This window comes from Achromobacter sp. ES-001 (genome assembly GCF_019448355.1).
Taxonomy (GTDB): Bacteria; Pseudomonadota; Gammaproteobacteria; order Burkholderiales; family Burkholderiaceae_B; genus Achromobacter; species Achromobacter spanius_B.
This window is the reverse complement of sequence record NZ_CP079940.1, coordinates 5,014,917-5,030,711: the sequence shown is the minus strand read 5'-3', so window position 1 is coordinate 5,030,711 and position 15,795 is coordinate 5,014,917. Positions and strand designations below refer to the sequence as shown.

Genomic DNA, 15,795 nt, shown 5'->3' with positions numbered 1-15,795 from the left:
AACGATTAACCGCGGCCGAAAACGATTAACCGCGGCCTAAAACGATTCTCTGCGGGCGCGGACGATTAACCGCGCATCCTTCCGCTACCAGCTCATCAACGCGCTGACCGCCGCCAGCAGCGCCAGCCCGGCCGTTTCGGTGCGCAGCACGCGCGGGCCGAAGCGAACCGCCTGGACGCCGGCCTGGCGGGCCAGTTCCAGTTCTTTGTCTGACCAGCCGCCTTCGGGGCCGACCAGCAAGGTCAACGCCTGCAAGTCCGGCGTGGCGCGCAGCTTGCCGGCCAGATCGTCGCCGGCTTCCGGGTGACACAGCAGCCGCAGGCCGTCCGCCGGCTGGGCCAGCCAATCGGCAAGCGTTTGCGGCGCATCTACCACCATCAAGCGGTTGCGGCCGCATTGTTCGCTGGCCGATTGCGCAATGCGCTGCCAATGCGCCACGCGCTTGTCCAGTCGAGGGCCCGATAACTGCAACACGCTGCGTTGCGCGGCAATGGGGCTGACGCGGGCGGCGCCCAGCTCAACCGCTTTTTCCACCACCCAATCCATCTTGTCGCCGGAAGGCAGACCCTGCACAAGCGTGATGCGCCCGGCAAGCTCGGCTTCGCGCGGGTTGAAGTCGCCAAGCGTGGCGTAGCCCGCCTTGCCGTCCACTTCAAGCACGGCCGGGTATTCGCCGCCCTGGCCGTTGAACAGCACAACGGTTTCGCCCGCTTTCAAGCGCAGCACGCGCAGCGCGTGGTGCGCCAGGGCGTCGGGCAAGGCGATGCGGGTACCGGCGGAAAGGGCGATGTCGCAGAAGAAGCGGGGGGCGGACATGAGGTTCGGGCGAAGAGGGCGGCTACGAGGGCGCGGGCAATCGGATTATTCGAGCGCGTAGCCTACCACTTTGATTCCCGGCGACACGCTTGTTTACATCGGGCTTAAGGGCGATGGCGTGAGGGAAATCCCCTGATGCTAAAATCGTCTGCTTCGCAACCCACTCAACTGGCCCCTATATTTCCCGTAGGCGCGCCAGCTTCAAAGAGCCTTCCGAATGAGCAATCCGACCGCCCCTAAACTTGCCTTGGCGGATGCCATCCGCGCCCTGGCGATGGATGCAGTGCAACAAGCGAACTCCGGGCATCCGGGTGCTCCCATGGGCATGGCGGAAATCGCCCAGGCCTTGTGGACGGGCAACCTGCGCCACAACCCCAAAGATCCCGCCTGGGCCAACCGCGACCGCTTCGTGCTGTCCAACGGCCACGGCTCGATGCTGATCTACGCGCTGCTGCACCTGACGGGCTACGACCTGTCGATCGACGAACTCAAGAATTTCCGCCAGCTGCATTCCAAGACGCCGGGTCACCCCGAAGTGGGCATCACTCCGGGCGTGGAAACGACCACCGGCCCGTTGGGCCAGGGCCTGGGCAATGCCGTGGGCATGGCGCTGGCCGAAGCGCTGCTGGCCGCTGAATTCAACAAGCCCGGCCACACCATCGTCGACCACCACACCTACGCCTTCACCGGCGACGGCTGCCTGATGGAAGGCATCTCGCACGAGGTGTGCTCGCTGGCCGGCACGCTCAAGCTGTCCAAGCTGGTCGTGCTGTATGACGATAACGGCATCTCGATCGACGGCCACGTTGAACACTGGTTTGCCGACGACACCGCCAAGCGCTTCGAAGGCTACGGCTGGAACGTGATCCGGGGCGTTGACGGCCACGACGTCGCCGCCGTGGACGCCGCCATCAAGGCCGCGCGTTCGCAGTCGGAAAAGCCCACGCTGGTGATCTGCCGCACCGTCATCGGCAGGGGTTCGCCCAACATGGCCGGCACGCACAACGTGCACGGCGCGCCGCTGGGCAAGGACGAAATCGCCGCCACGCGCGCCGCGCTGGGCTGGTCGTCGGAACCGTTCCAGATTCCGCAAGACGTGTATGACGGCTGGGATGGCCGCAAGTCGGGCGCCGCCGCGCAAGCCGAATGGCAGACCGCGTTTGACGCCTACAGCGCCGCGTTCCCCGCCGAAGCCGCTGAATTCACGCGCCGCATGAAGGGCGAAATGCCTGAGGGTTACGCCGACCAGTTCAAGGCTTTCCTGGCCTTAACGCTGGAAAAGGCCGAAACCGTCGCCACCCGCAAGGCCTCGCAATTCGCAATCGCCGCGCTGGCGCCGTTGCTGCCCGAAATGCTGGGCGGTTCCGCCGACCTGACCGGTTCCAACTTCACCGACTGGAAGGGCGTGGGCGCCGTTCGCGCCGGCGACAAGGGCATTCAGTTCGGCCGTCACATCAACTACGGCGTGCGCGAATTCGGCATGGCCGCCATCATGAACGGCGTGGCGCTGCACGGCGGCTACCTGCCCTTCGGCGGCACGTTCCTGACGTTCTCGGACTACTCGCGCAACGCCATCCGCATGGCCGCGCTGATGAAGCAGCGCGTGGTGCACGTGTTCACGCACGATTCGATCGGCCTGGGCGAAGACGGCCCGACCCACCAATCCATCGAACACGCTGCCAGCCTGCGCCTGATCCCCAACCTGTCGTTGTGGCGCCCTTGCGATACGGCTGAAACCGCCGTGGCCTGGAACGCCGCCGTGACGCGCCCGACCAGCATCGGCATGGACGTGCACGACGGCGGCCCGACCGCGCTGCTGCTGTCGCGCCAGAACCTGCCGTTCGTGCCCCGTGATGCCGCCACCGTGGACGCTATCGCGCGCGGTGGCTACGTGTTGCGCGATGCCGAAGGCGCCCGCGCCGTCATCATCGCCACCGGCTCCGAAGTGGCCATTGCGCTGGACGCGCAGGCGCAGCTGGCCAAGGAAGGCATCGCCGTGCGCGTGGTTTCCATGCCCAGCACCGACGTGTTCGACAAGCAGGACGCCGCCTGGAAGCAATCCGTGCTGCCCAAGGGCCTGCCGCGCGTGGCTGTCGAAGCCGGCGTGACCGCGTTCTGGCACAAGTACGTGGGCCTGGAAGGCGCCGTGGTCGGCATCGACCGCTACGGTGAATCCGCCCCGGCCGGCGCATTGTTCAAGTTCTTCGGGCTGACCGCCGACAAGGTGGCCGAGACCGTCAAACAGGTTTTGTAAAAAAGGAGCTTAGTATGACTATTCGCGTCGCCATCAACGGTTACGGTCGCATCGGCCGCAACATCCTGCGTGCCCACTACGAAGGTGGCAAGAAGCACGATATCGAAATCGTCGCCATCAACGACCTGGGTGATCCCAAGACGAACGCGCACCTGACGCGCTACGACACCGCCCACGGCAAGTTCCCGGGCACCGTCGAAGTCGACGGCGACTTCATGGTCGTCAACGGCGACAAGATCCGCGTGCTGGCCAACCGCAACCCGGCTGAACTGCCCTGGGGCGACCTGAAGGTTGACGTCGTGCTGGAATGCACGGGCTTCTTCACGACCAAGGAAAAGGCCGGCGCGCACATCAAGGGCGGCGCCAAGAAAGTCATCATCTCGGCCCCGGGCGGCAAGGATGTGGACGCCACCATCGTGTTCGGTGTGAACCACGGCGTGCTCAAGTCGACCGACACGGTCATCTCGAACGCATCGTGCACCACCAACTGCCTGGCCCCGCTGGTCAAGCCGCTGAACGACAAGCTGGGCCTGGAAAACGGCCTGATGACGACCGTTCACGCCTACACCAACGACCAGGTCCTGACCGACGTCTACCACGAAGACCTGCGCCGCGCGCGTTCGGCCACGATGAGCATGATCCCCACGAAGACCGGCGCTGCCGCCGCCGTGGGCCTGGTGCTGCCGGAACTGAACGGCAAGCTGGACGGCTACGCCATCCGTGTCCCGACCATCAACGTGTCGCTGGTCGACCTGTCGTTCGTGGCCAGCCGCGACACGACCGCCGAAGAAGTGAACAGCATCCTGAAGGCCGCGTCGGAAGGCGAGTTGAAGGGCATCCTGGACTACAACACCGAGCCCCTGGTTTCGGTGGACTACAACCACAACCCGGCCTCCAGCACCGTTGACGCGTCGCTGACCAAGGTCTCGGGCCGCCTGGTCAAGGTCTCGTCCTGGTACGACAACGAGTGGGGCTTCTCGAACCGCATGCTCGACACCACCGTCGCGCTGATGTCGGCCAAGTAAGCAACACGGTCAGTCCATAGGGGACGGATTTGTTTTCCGCCAATGCGGAAAATGGGTTCGTCCCCTTTGTTCGCCTATCGTAGGAAAGCAAATATGTCCAAGGTCAATACCCTGTCCGCGCTGGCCAAGTCCGGCGCCCTGTCCGGCAAGCGTGTGTTCATCCGCGCCGACTTGAACGTGCCGTTCGATGACGCCGGCCGCATTTCCGAAGACACGCGCATCCGTGCATCCGTGCCTGGCATCCGCCTGGCGCTGGACGCCGGCGCCGCCGTGATGGTTACGTCCCACCTGGGCCGCCCGAAAGAAGGCGTGCTGACCGACGCCGATTCGCTCGCCAAGGTCGGCCAGCGCCTGTCCGAATTGCTGGGCATGCCCGTGCAGCTGGTGCGCGATTGGGTCGACGGCGTTCAGGTCGATCACGGCCAGGTCGTACTGCTGGAAAACTGCCGCGTGAACGTCGGCGAAAAGAAAGATGACGAAGCGCTGGCCAAGAAGATGGCCGCGTTGTGCGACGTGTACGTCAACGACGCCTTCGGCACCGCCCACCGCGCCGAAGCCACCACCCACGGCATCGCGCGCTTTGCGCCCGTGGCCTGCGCCGGCCCCTTGCTGGAAGCCGAGCTTGACGCCCTGGGCCGTGCGCTGCACGAACCCAAGCGCCCGCTGGTCGCCATCGTGGGCGGCTCGAAGGTGTCGACCAAGCTGTCGATCCTGCAATCGCTGGCCGACAAGGTTGATCAGTTGGTCGTGGGCGGCGGTATCGCCAACACCTTCCTGCTGGCTGCCGGCCTGCCCATCGGCAAGTCGCTGGCGGAACCCGACCAGGTTGAGCAGGCGCGCGCCGTGATCGACATGATGAAGCAGCGCGGCGCGGCCGTGCCGATTCCGGTGGACGTGGTGTGCGCCAAGGCATTCGGCGCGGACGCCGAAGCCACCGTCAAGGCGGCCACCGACGTGGCCGATGACGACATGATTCTGGACATCGGCCCGCAGACCGCGGCGCAGTTGGCCGAGATCCTGAAGAAGGCCGGCACCATTGTGTGGAACGGTCCGGTGGGCGTGTTTGAATTCGACCAGTTCGCCAACGGCACCGAAGTGGTGGCGCGCGCAATCGCGGAATCGGACGGCTTTTCGATCGCCGGCGGCGGCGACACGCTGGCTGCCATCGCCAAGTACGGCATCGGCGAACAAGTCGGCTACATCTCGACGGGCGGCGGCGCGTTCCTGGAATTCCTGGAAGGCAAGACCCTGCCTGCCGTGGCCGTGCTGGAAGCGCGCGCGGCGGAGTAAGGCAGGGCGGCAGCGCCCAAGTCGTGGCGCTTGCCGCGCGCCGTTCTCCATGAAAAACGCCCTTTATTTCAGGGCGTTTTTTTTCATCTGTGTCCGGAGCGCTTATTCCAACTTGGCGCCCGAAATTTTCACGATGTCCGCGTAGCGCGCGATTTCCGATTGGATGAAGGCGCCGAATTGCTCGGCGGTTTGCCCCGCCGGTACCAGCGCGCCCATGCTTTCCATGCGCTGCTTGACCTCGGGCTCGGCCACCACGGCGTTCACTTCCTTATTCAGGCGCTGCACCACGGCGGGCGGCGTGCCGGCGGGGGCAACGATGCCGTACCAGGCCGACGCGATCATCTTGGGCACCCCCGCTTCCTCGAACGTGGGCACGTCCGGCAGTGCCGGCAGACGCTGATGCGACGCCACGGCCAGCGCGCGCAACGCGCCCGCCTGAACCTGCGCCAGCGAGCCGGTGTCCAGCATCATGTCGACTTGCCCGGCCAGCAGATCCGACACGGCGGGGCCACTGCCCTTGTACGGAATGTGCAGCACGTCGGCGCCCGTCAGATGCTTGAACATCGCGCCCGCCAGATGCTGCGAAGACCCTACGCCGCCCGAACCGTAGTTCAACTTGCCGGGCTCGGCCTTGGCGCCGGCGATCAGGTCGGCCACCGATTTGAAAGGCGATTGCTTGGGCACTTCCAGAATGTTGGGGATCTCGGCCACGAAAGCCACGGGCGCAAAGTCCTTGGACGCATCGAAGCCCAGGCGGGAATACAGATGCGGGTTTGCCGCGTTGGTCGAACTGGTGGCCATCAGCAACGTGTAGCCGTCGGCCTTTTCGCGCACGAACGACGCCGTGCCGATATTGCCGCCCGCGCCCGCCTTGTTGTCCACGATCACCGTCTGGCCCAAGCGGTCGGTCAGGCGTTGCGCCAGCAGGCGCGCCAGGGAATCGGTGGCGCCGCCCGGGGGCCAGGGCACCACCAGCTTGATGGGGCGCTCGGGGTAAGTCTGGGCGTGGACAGCGGGGGCGATGCCGGCGGCAAGCGCGGCCAGAACCAGGGCGCGGCTGACGCGCCGAAGAATGGGCAAGGACATGGAGTCTCCTGAAATGCCGGCCTTGGGTCCGCGCCGGGTGGCAAGGGCGGTAGGCCGTGTCGGTGTGCGATGGTGCGGCGTGGCGCCGCTTTTCTTATGCCGAAGGACTCTACGCAATCCGGCATTTCGATAAAAGAGATAAAAACGCAACGATCTTCATTCCTTTTGGGAATGTTTTGGATCGTCGAACCCCGGCGTGTTTTTCTGAAGCTGGCGAAAAAGCCCGCCTGATTTCGTGGCGACTTGATCTGAAGCCGTTGCCGTGGCTTGGCCTTGGTGTAGCCTTGACCGTCTATGCGTGTTGTCGCGCAGTCTCTTCGATCAGGTCGCTTGCAGCATCATGAACCTACGTTTTTTTCCCGGCCTGAATAATTTCCGCGGCATGACGCGGGAATCGGCACGACGCGACATCATGGCCGGCTTAAGCGTGGCCGCCGTCGGCCTGCCGGTGGGCCTGGCCTACGCGGCGATGATGGGCGTGCCGCCCGTGGCCGGGCTGTGGGCCGCCATTGCGGGCATGTTGGGCTACGCCTTGTTCGGCTCGTCGCGCACGCTGATCGTGGGGCCGGACACGGCCACCTGCACCCTTATCGCCGCCACCTTGACCGGCATGGCGCTGACCTCCCCGGAAGACCGGTTGGTGGCCGCCACCGGCATTGCATTGACCGTGGGGGTCGGCTGCCTGATTGCGCGCGTGCTGCGGCTGGGCGTTCTGGCCAACCTGCTGTCGCGCCCCGTGCTGATCGGCTACATGGCGGGCGTGGCGATCACGCTGGGGCTGTCGCAACTGAGCGGGCTGACGGGGGTGGGGCTGCGCAACAGCGGCCTGGTGCACCCCTTCCTTGAGCTATCGCGCCGTATCCAGGAGATCCAGATTCCCACACTGTGCCTCGGGCTGGCGTCCTGCCTGTTGCTGGTGGCCTTCAAGCGCTGGCGCCCGACCTGGCCGGGACCCATCTTGCTGGTGGTGGGCGGCTGCCTGTTGTCATGGCTATTCGATTTTCCCAGCCTGGGCATCGCGGTGGTGGGCGAGGTGCCCGCCGGCTTGCCGGGCATCAGCCTGCCGGTTCGGCTTGAGGGGGTCGACAGCATTCTGCTGGGCGCGGCGGGCGTGCTGGTGGTCAGCTTTTCCAGCGGCATCGTCACCGCGCGCAGCTTTGCGGCGCGTACGGGCGAACACGTGGACCCCAACCGCGAGCTGGTGGGCTTCGGCGCGGCCAATGTGGCGGCCGGTCTGTTCCAGGGTTTTGTGGTGACGGGCGCGGATTCGCGGACGGCGGTGGGCTTGGTGGCGGGCGGCTCGTCGCCGCTGGTCAGCGTCAGCGCCGCCTTGGCGTTGGCCATCGTGGTGGGCCTGTTGAGCGCGCCCTTGTTCTGGCTGCCACAGGCGGTGCTGTCGGCCATCTTGTTGCTGGCCGCCGCCAGCCTGTTCGACGTCAAGGCCTTCCTGCGCCTGGCGCGAATTTCCCGCATCGAACTGGCATTTGGCATCCTGGCTGCCGTGGGCGTGGTGGGCTTTGGCGTGCTGCGGGGCGTGGCGGTGTCGGTGGGGGCGACCTTGCTGTACGCGATGTATGTGTCGGGCAACCCGCGCGATGCGCTGCTGGGCCGGCTGCCCGGCGAGTCCGTATTGGGCAAGCTGCACCTGAATCCAGATGCGCATCCCGTGCCCGGCACGGTGATCTGGTTGTTTGAATCGTCGATCTGGTTTTTCAACGCCGATGCGTTTCGGCGCCGCGCGCGCGACGTTATCGAGCAGGCGGCGGCCGACACCCAGTGGTTCGTGCTGGATGCCGAGGCCATGACGCAGGCGGATGCCGATGCGGTGGAAGCGCTTTATGAACTGAAGCGCGAACTGGACGCCCGCAACATCACCTTGTTGCTGGCGGGCGGGCACGGCCAGTTCCGCATGGCGCTTGAGCGTTCGGGGCTGGTCAAGAAGATCGGCCGCGACAAGATCTTCGGCACCCCGGAACAGGCGGTCGATGCGATCGAGCGCTGGCGCCAGGCGCCGCCGGCCACCTTGGCCTGAGCCTAATCGATGATGTGATAACCGCCGTCGATATACAGCGTCTGGCCCGTCATCAGGCGCGCGGCGTCGGTGGCCAGCCAGGCGGTGGCTTCGCCCACGTCGTCGATGGACACCAGGCTGCGCGCGGGCGCCTTGGATTGCGCGCGGTCCAGCAGGGCATCGAATTCGGCAATGCCCGATGCGGCGCGCGTTTTCAATGGCCCGGGTGATATCGCGTGCACCCGGATGCCCTGCGGCCCAAGCTCGGCGGCCAGGTAGCGCGTGGCGGATTCCAGCGCGGCCTTGACCGGACCCATCATGTTGTAGTGCTCGACGACCATCTGCGAGCCGTAGTAGCTCATGCAGAACAGCGCGCCGCCTTTTTTCATCAACGGTTCGGCCAGTTTCGCCATGCGGATGAAAGACCAGCACGACACGTCCATGGCTTGCAGGAAGCCTTCGCGCGAGCAGTCGGTAACGCGGCCGTGCAGGTCGGCGCGCGGGGCGAACGCAATGGAATGCAGCACGAAATCCAGCTGTCCCCATTCGGCCGTGATGCGGTCGAACACGGCTTCGAGTTCGCCGTCGTTCAGCAGGTTAAGCGGCATCAGCAAGGGCGCATCCACCTGGCGCGCAAGCGGCTCGACGTGGGGCAGCGCCTTGTCATTCAGATAGGTCACGGCCAGTTCGGCCCCCATGGCGCGAAACGCCTTGGCGCAGCCCCAGGCAATGGAGTCCGCATTGGCGATGCCGGTGACCAGGCCGCGCTTGCCGGCCAGCGGCAGCGCCGCGCTAGAGGAGGGGGCGGGGGCGGCGGAGTTCATCGTCGGCTTGCTCATTGTTGGCTTGCTCATCGTTGGCGCACCAAAGCCAGCGTGTGCTGCGCGATGATCAGCTCTTCGTTCGTGCGCACCACGTAGACGCCGATGCGGCTGTCGTCGCTGGAAATGCGCGGGCCTTGATGGGCGTTGCGCTCGGGGTCCAGCTTGATGCCCAGCCAGCCCCAGTGGTCCACGATCATCTGCCGGATCTGGGGCGAGTTCTCGCCCACGCCGGCGGTAAAGACGATGCCGTCGATGCCGTTCATGGCGCAGCCCATGCCGATGATGCCTTCGGCCACGCGCCACGCGAAATACTTCAACGCCAACTGGGCCGAGGGCGCGTCGCTGGCCAGCAGTTCCCGCATGTCGTTGCTGATGCCGGACAGGCCCTTCATGCCGCAGTCGTGATACAGCAGGTGTTCGATTTGGTCATGGTCCATGCCGCGTTCCATCATCCACAGCACCACGCCCGCATCCAGCCGGCCCGGGCGCGTGCCCATGGGCAGGCCTTCCAACGCCGTGAAGCCCATCGTGCTGTCCACGCTTTTGCCTTCATGCATGGCGCAGGCGGACACGCCGGAACCCAGGTGCGCGGCAATGATCTTGCCCATGGCCAGCTCGGGCAGTGCCTGCTTCAAGCGCTGCGCGATGTATTCATAGGACAGGCCGTGAAAGCCATAACGGCGCACGCCTTCCTGGTACAGCGATTCGGGCAGCGCGTAGCGGTCGGCCACGTCGGAATGGCTGCGATGAAACGCGGTATCGAAGCACGCCACTTGCGGTATCCATGGCCGACGCTCGCGGATGACGCGGATGGGCGCCAGGTTGTTGGGCTGATGCAGCGGAGCCAGCGGCGTGAACGTGTCCAGCTTGGCCAGCACACCGTCGTCGATCAGCACGGGTTCGGACAGATCAGGCCCGCCATGCACCACCCGATGGCCCACCGCCAGCGGCGTGCCGCCCAGATGGCCGCTAAGCCACGTGCCCACGACTTCCTGCGCGTTGGGCACGTCGGGCGCATGGCCGGGCGCGATGTCGCGTTCCACCAGTGTCTGGCCCGCCGCGTCACGTACGCGCAGCTTGGGGTGCGACGTGCCGATGCCCTCAAGCTGCCCGCCCAGGCGCGGCGCAAGTTGCTCGTTGCCGTCGACGTCGTACAGGTAGAACTTGATGCTGGAACTGCCGGCATTGATGACGAGGATGGTGTCGCGGGTGTCACTCATGGCTCTGGGTTCCGGTGGTGGTAGGGGAGCGGCGAGAGGTGCGGCAATAGGGGCGGCAACAGGGGCGGCAACAGGGGCGGCAATACTTGCGGCAATAGGCGCGCGTCAGATCAGCGGGCGGGCCGCCAACTGGCTCAGGTGGTGCGCGTAGATGGCCGCCACCGCGCACGAGGCCAGCCGCGAACGCGGGCTGTCGGCGCGGCTGGTCAGGATGATGGGCACGCGTGCGCCCAGCACGATGCCCGCCGCTTCGGCGTTGGCCAGGAACGTCAGGTTCTTGGCCAGCATGTTGCCCGCTTCAAGATCGGGCACGACCAATACCTGCGCCACGCCCGCCACGGGCGACCGAATGCCTTTGATGCGCGCCGCCTCGGGGCTGATGGCGTTGTCCAGCGCCAGGGGGCCGTCCAGCAGGCCGCCCGCGATCTGCCCCCGATCGGCCATCTTGCACAAGGCCGCCGCTTCGATGGTGCTGGGAATATTGGGCGTGACCTGTTCCACCGCCGACAGTATCGCCACGCGGGGCTCGCCCAGCCCCAGCCCGTGATGCAGGTCGATCACGTTGCGGATGATGTCGGCCTTGGTTTCCAGGTCCGGAAAAATGTTGATGGCCGCGTCCGTGATGAACAGCGGGCCGGCATAGGTGGGCACCTCCATGATGAATACATGGCTGATGCGCCGGCCGCTGCGCAGCCCCGTTGTGCGCGCGACGACTTCGTGCATGAGTTCGTCGGTGTGCAGGCTGCCCTTCATCAGCAGCGTGGCCTCGCCGTTGCGCACCAGCGCCACGGCGGTTTCGGCGGCAGCGTGGCTGTGCGGCACATCCACGATACGGGCATCGCCCAGGTTCAGCTTGAACTGCGCGGCGGTATCGCGGATCTTCTGTTCCGGCCCCACCAGGATGGGGTGCAGCAAGCCCAGGTCACGCGCCTCCAGGGCGGCCGACAAAGACGGTTCGTCGCAAGGGTGGGCGATGGCGCAGAAGGCCGGCTCCAGCGTCTGGGCGCGCGCGATCAGCGTGTCGTAATGCGTCGAGGTAGGCAGTGTCATGCGCGCTTGGCCTTGGCGGGTTGACCGGCGCCGGCGTTACCGGCGGACTTGGACGCGGACTTGGCGGCGGGCTTTGCCGCGCGCTTGGCCGCGGTCTTTGCGGCGGGTTTGGCCCCGGCCGTGTCAGCCGGCTTCCCGGCTGTCTTGCCGGTGCTGTTCGCGGCAGGCTTGGCATCGGACCTTGCGGTGGCCGGGGTTGCGGACTTTGCGGCGGACTTTGCGGCAGACTTTGAAGCCGACTTTGCAGCCGACTTTGCGGCGGGCTTTCCAGCGGACTTCGGTGCCGACTTCGGTGCCGACTTCGCCACCGAGTCTTCCGCCGATTTGGCGGCTGCCGGGTGCGGCTTGGCGGTTTTGGCCGGTACCTGGGCGGCTGCGTCGATCAAGCTCAACGAAGGCGCGGTCGGCGACGGGGCCAACGTCAGCTGCGCGGGCGCGTGGGTCTGCTCGCGCTTCTGTGCGCGGCGTTCGGCGGCTTCGAAGATGCGCTCCATTTCCGTCAGGCTTTCGCGCGCGGCCGGGCTCAGCGGTTCGGCCGCTTCCAGCACGTGCTTCATGGTGTTCAGCGCGTCGCGAATCGCGGCCGGCGATGACTTGTCCAGCAGGCGCGGCATGGCCTGAATGGCCGCATCGGAATCCAGCGTCAGGATCAGGGCCTGGTCGCGTATGGTGTCCTTGAACTCCTGTAGCGTCATGGCGTTGTCGGACTCGGCGCGCACTTTGCGGATCAGTGCGAAGCTGCGTTCGTCCAGACCGCCTTCCGCGCCGGACACGTACAGCAGCATGCGGATCGCGGCCACGCGCAGGCCGCCTTCCTGCAACAGCGAACGCAGGTCCGCCGTGCGTTCTTCCATGAAGCGGCGATGCTCGGGCGACACGCCCGGGTGCTTGCGCGGGGGGCCGGACCGTGCGCCCAGCCCGGCCAGGTCCTGCACCAGCGGCGATCCGTACACGCCCATGAACGTGCGTTCGTCCGCCGAGTCGCGCATTTCCTGCCAGATGTTCAGGCTGGTTTCGACCCAGTTCGAGAACATTTCCTGCGCCATCAAGAACGGGTTCGACTCGGACACCGGCTGGCGGTGCGCGCGAACCTGTTCCGCCACCTTCGCAATGGGCGCGATGGCCGGGTTGCGGTCCGAAATCAGCTCGTAGGGCAGGCGCAGCGGATGCAGTCGTTGCGCCCATTCCGCCGACTGCGGCGTGACCATGGCGCGCAGCCACGGTTGCACGAAGCTGCGGTACATGCCCAGGTTGATGTCCGAAATGCGGGCCACGGCGGCAAAGCGCCGATCGTCCTCTTCCTTGCGGTCGACAATGGTGCGCACATCATCCAGCGTGCGCTGCTCGAACGACAGCACGTAGTTGCCGAATGCCAGGTCGGCGTTGGGCGTGTCGGGCGTCTTGTCGGCGATTTCGGCCTCGTAGATGCCCGGCGGCAGGACGTCAATCATGTCGATGTTCGACGTGAACTCCTGGTGTTCCTTGCGGGCCACGCTGCCCGACACGAAGATGCCCAGGTGGCCGATGCTTTCGTGCACGGCATAGACGATGGTCTGGCCATGAGCCAGCACTTCGGCTTCGTTCTGGTACAGGTCGGGGATCCAGCCCAGTGCTTGCGGCGGGGGCGTGATGTTGTCGCCTTTCGAGCAGAACACCACGATGGGCGAACGGATATTGCGCAGGTCGATGCGGATGCCATCCGAGGTCACCAGGCCAGCCGTGGCCAGGCGGTTGCCCACGAACAGGTTGTCCACGATGTACTGGATTTCGGGGCCGTTCAAGAAGACGTGGCCGCCCCACCATTTTTCAAAGCTCAGGTAGCGCTGGGCCTCGGTGTCCACCTTGGAATACAGGTTGTACTGCTTGGACCAGAGCGTATTGGCGGGATTCAGGTTTTCGAAGTTCTGCACCAGCCAGGCGCCGTCGAACTTGCCGTTACCCAGGTCGCTGGTCATTGCCGTCAGCCAGCTGCCCCCGAGCAAGCCGCCGGAATAGCGCATGGGATTCATCCCGCGCCAGCCCGCCCAGTACGACAGCGGGGCGCCGGCCACGATGATCGGGCCGAACAGTTCGGGGCGTATGGCGGCGGTCATCATGATCTGCCAGCCGGCCTGGCAGTTGGCCACCACCACGGGCTTGCCTTCCGCATCGGGATGCAGCGCGATGATTTCTTCCAGGAAGCGCGCTTCGGCCATCATCACGTCTTCGACGGTCTGCTCCGGCATGGGCTGGGGCAGGAAGGTGGCGAAGTAGCAGGGGTGGCCGGCACGAATGGCTACGCCGATTTCGCTTTCGGGCTTGAAGCCGCCGATGCCCGGGCCGTGCCCGGCGCGCGGGTCAACCACCAGGAAAGGGCGCTTGATCGGGTCGGTTTCCACGCCTTCGGGCGGCTTGATGCGCAGCAGCCCGTAGTTGACGGGGCGGGGCAGTTCGCGGCCGTCCAGCACAAACTCGGACTCCATGCTCAGCACGTTGGGCGCGCGCTTGGCCATGTGGTCGTGGTACTGGTTGCCGCGCTGGCGCAGCACGTCGGCGTAGAGCACGCCGCGTTGCCAGGCGTCCAAGGCGTATTCGTAGGCGGCCGTCCAGGGGTTCATGGGCGGGGCGGGGACGCGATCGTTGCCGGAATCGGCCATGGCGATCTCCTGTAAGTTGCTTCCGGCGGCGACGTGCCGCCGGGCCGGCCCCGAGTGGAACCGGCCAAGTTGACCTCCCCATTACACCGCAACGAATGCTGCGCCGCAACATAAGTCGGAGGGGGGCCTGCAAAAAAGCGTTAAGCGTCCCTGCTTTTCAGATGTGTCCGACAACGCTGCCGGACCCCGGTGGGCGGCAGCGTCGCTTGCAAGACGGTCGTGCAGTGGCTGCTGCCACGGCGCCGTGGCGGGAACAGGCGCTTAGTCGCGCGCGGCGGCGTTGTGCTCCAGCCATTTCCGAACAGACGAGCGTTGCCACTGCGCGTCGACGTAGGCGCGCAACGGGTCGGGCAAATCATCCAGCGCCAGGCGCTTGAGCATCACGGCCAGGTCCAGGTCAGCAATACACCAATCGTCGAACAGCGTGGTCTGGCCCACCCCGATCAGATAGCTGGCCACCTGTGTCAGCTTGGCCGAGGCAGCATGCGCGGCGTCCGACAAGGGCTGCCCCGGGGTGTCGTAGAACACGGTTTCGGTGGGGCGCTCCTGGCGCAAGGGGGCCAGGTCGCTGCGCAGCCACGCCTGCAACTGGCGGGCGCGGGCGCGTTCGCGCACCCCCGACGGATACAGCGCGGCGTGCTTTGGAGCGGGAAAAACCTCTTCCAGGTATTCGGCGATGACGCTGGATTCCGTCAGGTTGAAATCGTCATGCGTCAGCGCGGGGACCCGGGCAGTCAGCGCCCGACATTGGTAGGGCTGCATCCGCTGCTCGCCGGCGTTCAGGTCGATGGGGCGCACTTCGAAAGGCAATTGCTTTTCGGTCAGCGCCACGTACACCGACATGGCGTAGGGGCTAAGGAACTGGGAATCAACGTAAAGCGTAATCGGGGCGCCCAAATCTAGTCTCCGGTCAGGCGAGGGGTCTGGCAGGTGGCAATGCATCGACACGCGGCGGTGTGCCGCATGATTTTCAAAGCGTAACGCAACTGCAATTTTGCGTGTCGCGTGGCCGCGTCAGTGCGTCCCCGTGGCATTGCATCGTTGCGCTCGCTGCGCTCGTTGCGCCGGCGGGATCAATCCACGATGAAGAGCTTGGCGCCCGTGGTGGTGGACGAACGGTGCGGCTCGGCCTGGTCGGCCACCTGGTAGCTCATGCCGGGGGTCAGCACGAACTGGCGGCCGTCTTCCAGTTCAGTGTGCAGCTCGCCTTCCAGACAGAAGAGGATGTGTCCCTTGGTGCACCAGTGGTCGGCCAGGTAGCCCGCCGTGTATTCGACCATGCGCACGCGCACGTCGCCAAATTGGCGGGTGCGCCAGTAGGCCATGCCCGTGTCGCCGGCGTGTTCGGTGCGTTCGACTTCGGACCAGTCCGTGGTGCCGAAGGGGATGTTGCTCATCTTCATCGTGGATCCTGCGTGGGGTAGGGCGGTGGCGGGGCCACCGGTAAAACGCCGGTAACAGCACCGGTAAAAACAGATACTACGCCACTCGGGTGACAGGCCGCATCCGCGACTTGGTCTGATATTGCGCATTGATAAATCGGTCCGCAACCCCTATCTTCTTGATATCCCAGGCCGGATACG

General features: G+C 65.7%; 12 protein-coding genes. 4 read left to right on the top strand and 8 right to left on the bottom strand.

The genetic code is table 11. The features are described 5' to 3' along the window. Positions 1-84: 84 nt before the first annotated feature. Complete coding sequence (locus KYT87_RS22885; RefSeq protein ID WP_219990911.1) at positions 85-816, bottom strand: 16S rRNA (uracil(1498)-N(3))-methyltransferase; 732 nt, start codon at positions 814-816, stop codon at positions 85-87. A gap of 217 nt (positions 817-1,033) precedes the next feature. Between KYT87_RS22885 and tkt the strand changes: the two genes are divergently transcribed. The 3 genes from tkt (at position 1,034) to KYT87_RS22870 (ending at position 5,385) form a co-directional block, all read left to right on the top strand. Next, positions 1,034-3,070, top strand: coding sequence for a transketolase (tkt, locus tag KYT87_RS22880; protein ID WP_219990910.1), 2,037 nt, complete (start codon positions 1,034-1,036; stop codon positions 3,068-3,070). Between the two features lie 14 nt (positions 3,071-3,084). Beyond that, a complete protein-coding gene (gene gap / locus KYT87_RS22875) occupies positions 3,085-4,095 on the top strand; it encodes a type I glyceraldehyde-3-phosphate dehydrogenase (RefSeq protein ID WP_046804368.1) in 1,011 nt (336 codons plus the stop codon). Between the two features lie 93 nt (positions 4,096-4,188). Next, the gene (locus tag KYT87_RS22870) at positions 4,189-5,385 is read left to right on the top strand and encodes a phosphoglycerate kinase (RefSeq protein ID WP_046804369.1); all 1,197 of its coding nucleotides are present in this window, start codon (positions 4,189-4,191) and stop codon (positions 5,383-5,385) included. Between the two features lie 102 nt (positions 5,386-5,487). On the opposite strand, the gene KYT87_RS22865 is transcribed toward KYT87_RS22870, so the two are convergent. Then, the gene (locus tag KYT87_RS22865) at positions 5,488-6,471 is read right to left on the bottom strand and encodes a tripartite tricarboxylate transporter substrate binding protein (RefSeq protein WP_219990909.1); all 984 of its coding nucleotides are present in this window, start codon (positions 6,469-6,471) and stop codon (positions 5,488-5,490) included. Between the two features lie 340 nt (positions 6,472-6,811). Between KYT87_RS22865 and KYT87_RS22860 the strand changes: the two genes are divergently transcribed. Continuing rightward, positions 6,812-8,503 (top strand): SulP family inorganic anion transporter, encoded by a 1,692-nt coding sequence (locus KYT87_RS22860; protein ID WP_185975369.1) that lies wholly within the window; start codon positions 6,812-6,814, stop codon positions 8,501-8,503. 2 nt (positions 8,504-8,505) lie between these two features. Here KYT87_RS22860 and fabI read toward each other — a convergent pair whose 3' ends face one another. From fabI to KYT87_RS22830, 6 genes are all read right to left on the bottom strand, one after another. Further along, a complete protein-coding gene (gene fabI / locus KYT87_RS22855) occupies positions 8,506-9,306 on the bottom strand; it encodes an enoyl-ACP reductase FabI (protein ID WP_219992753.1) in 801 nt (266 codons plus the stop codon). Positions 9,307-9,332: 26 nt separating this feature from the next. Continuing rightward, a complete protein-coding gene (locus KYT87_RS22850) occupies positions 9,333-10,526 on the bottom strand; it encodes an acetate/propionate family kinase (protein ID WP_104144600.1) in 1,194 nt (397 codons plus the stop codon). Between the two features lie 105 nt (positions 10,527-10,631). After that, positions 10,632-11,576, bottom strand: a complete 945-nt coding sequence (locus tag KYT87_RS22845) for a phosphate acetyltransferase (RefSeq protein WP_219990908.1) — start codon at positions 11,574-11,576, stop codon at positions 10,632-10,634. After that, positions 11,573-14,212, bottom strand: a complete 2,640-nt coding sequence (locus KYT87_RS22840; RefSeq protein WP_219990907.1) for a DUF3141 domain-containing protein — start codon at positions 14,210-14,212, stop codon at positions 11,573-11,575. The genes KYT87_RS22845 and KYT87_RS22840 overlap by 4 nt, the downstream gene beginning before the upstream one ends. 261 nt (positions 14,213-14,473) lie before the next feature. Continuing rightward, positions 14,474-15,109, bottom strand: coding sequence for a glutathione transferase (gene yfcF / locus KYT87_RS22835; RefSeq protein ID WP_219990906.1), 636 nt, complete (start codon positions 15,107-15,109; stop codon positions 14,474-14,476). A 176-nt stretch (positions 15,110-15,285) separates the two neighbouring features. Further along, a complete protein-coding gene (locus KYT87_RS22830; RefSeq protein WP_046804375.1) occupies positions 15,286-15,615 on the bottom strand; it encodes a DHCW motif cupin fold protein in 330 nt (109 codons plus the stop codon). Positions 15,616-15,795: the final 180 nt, after the last annotated feature.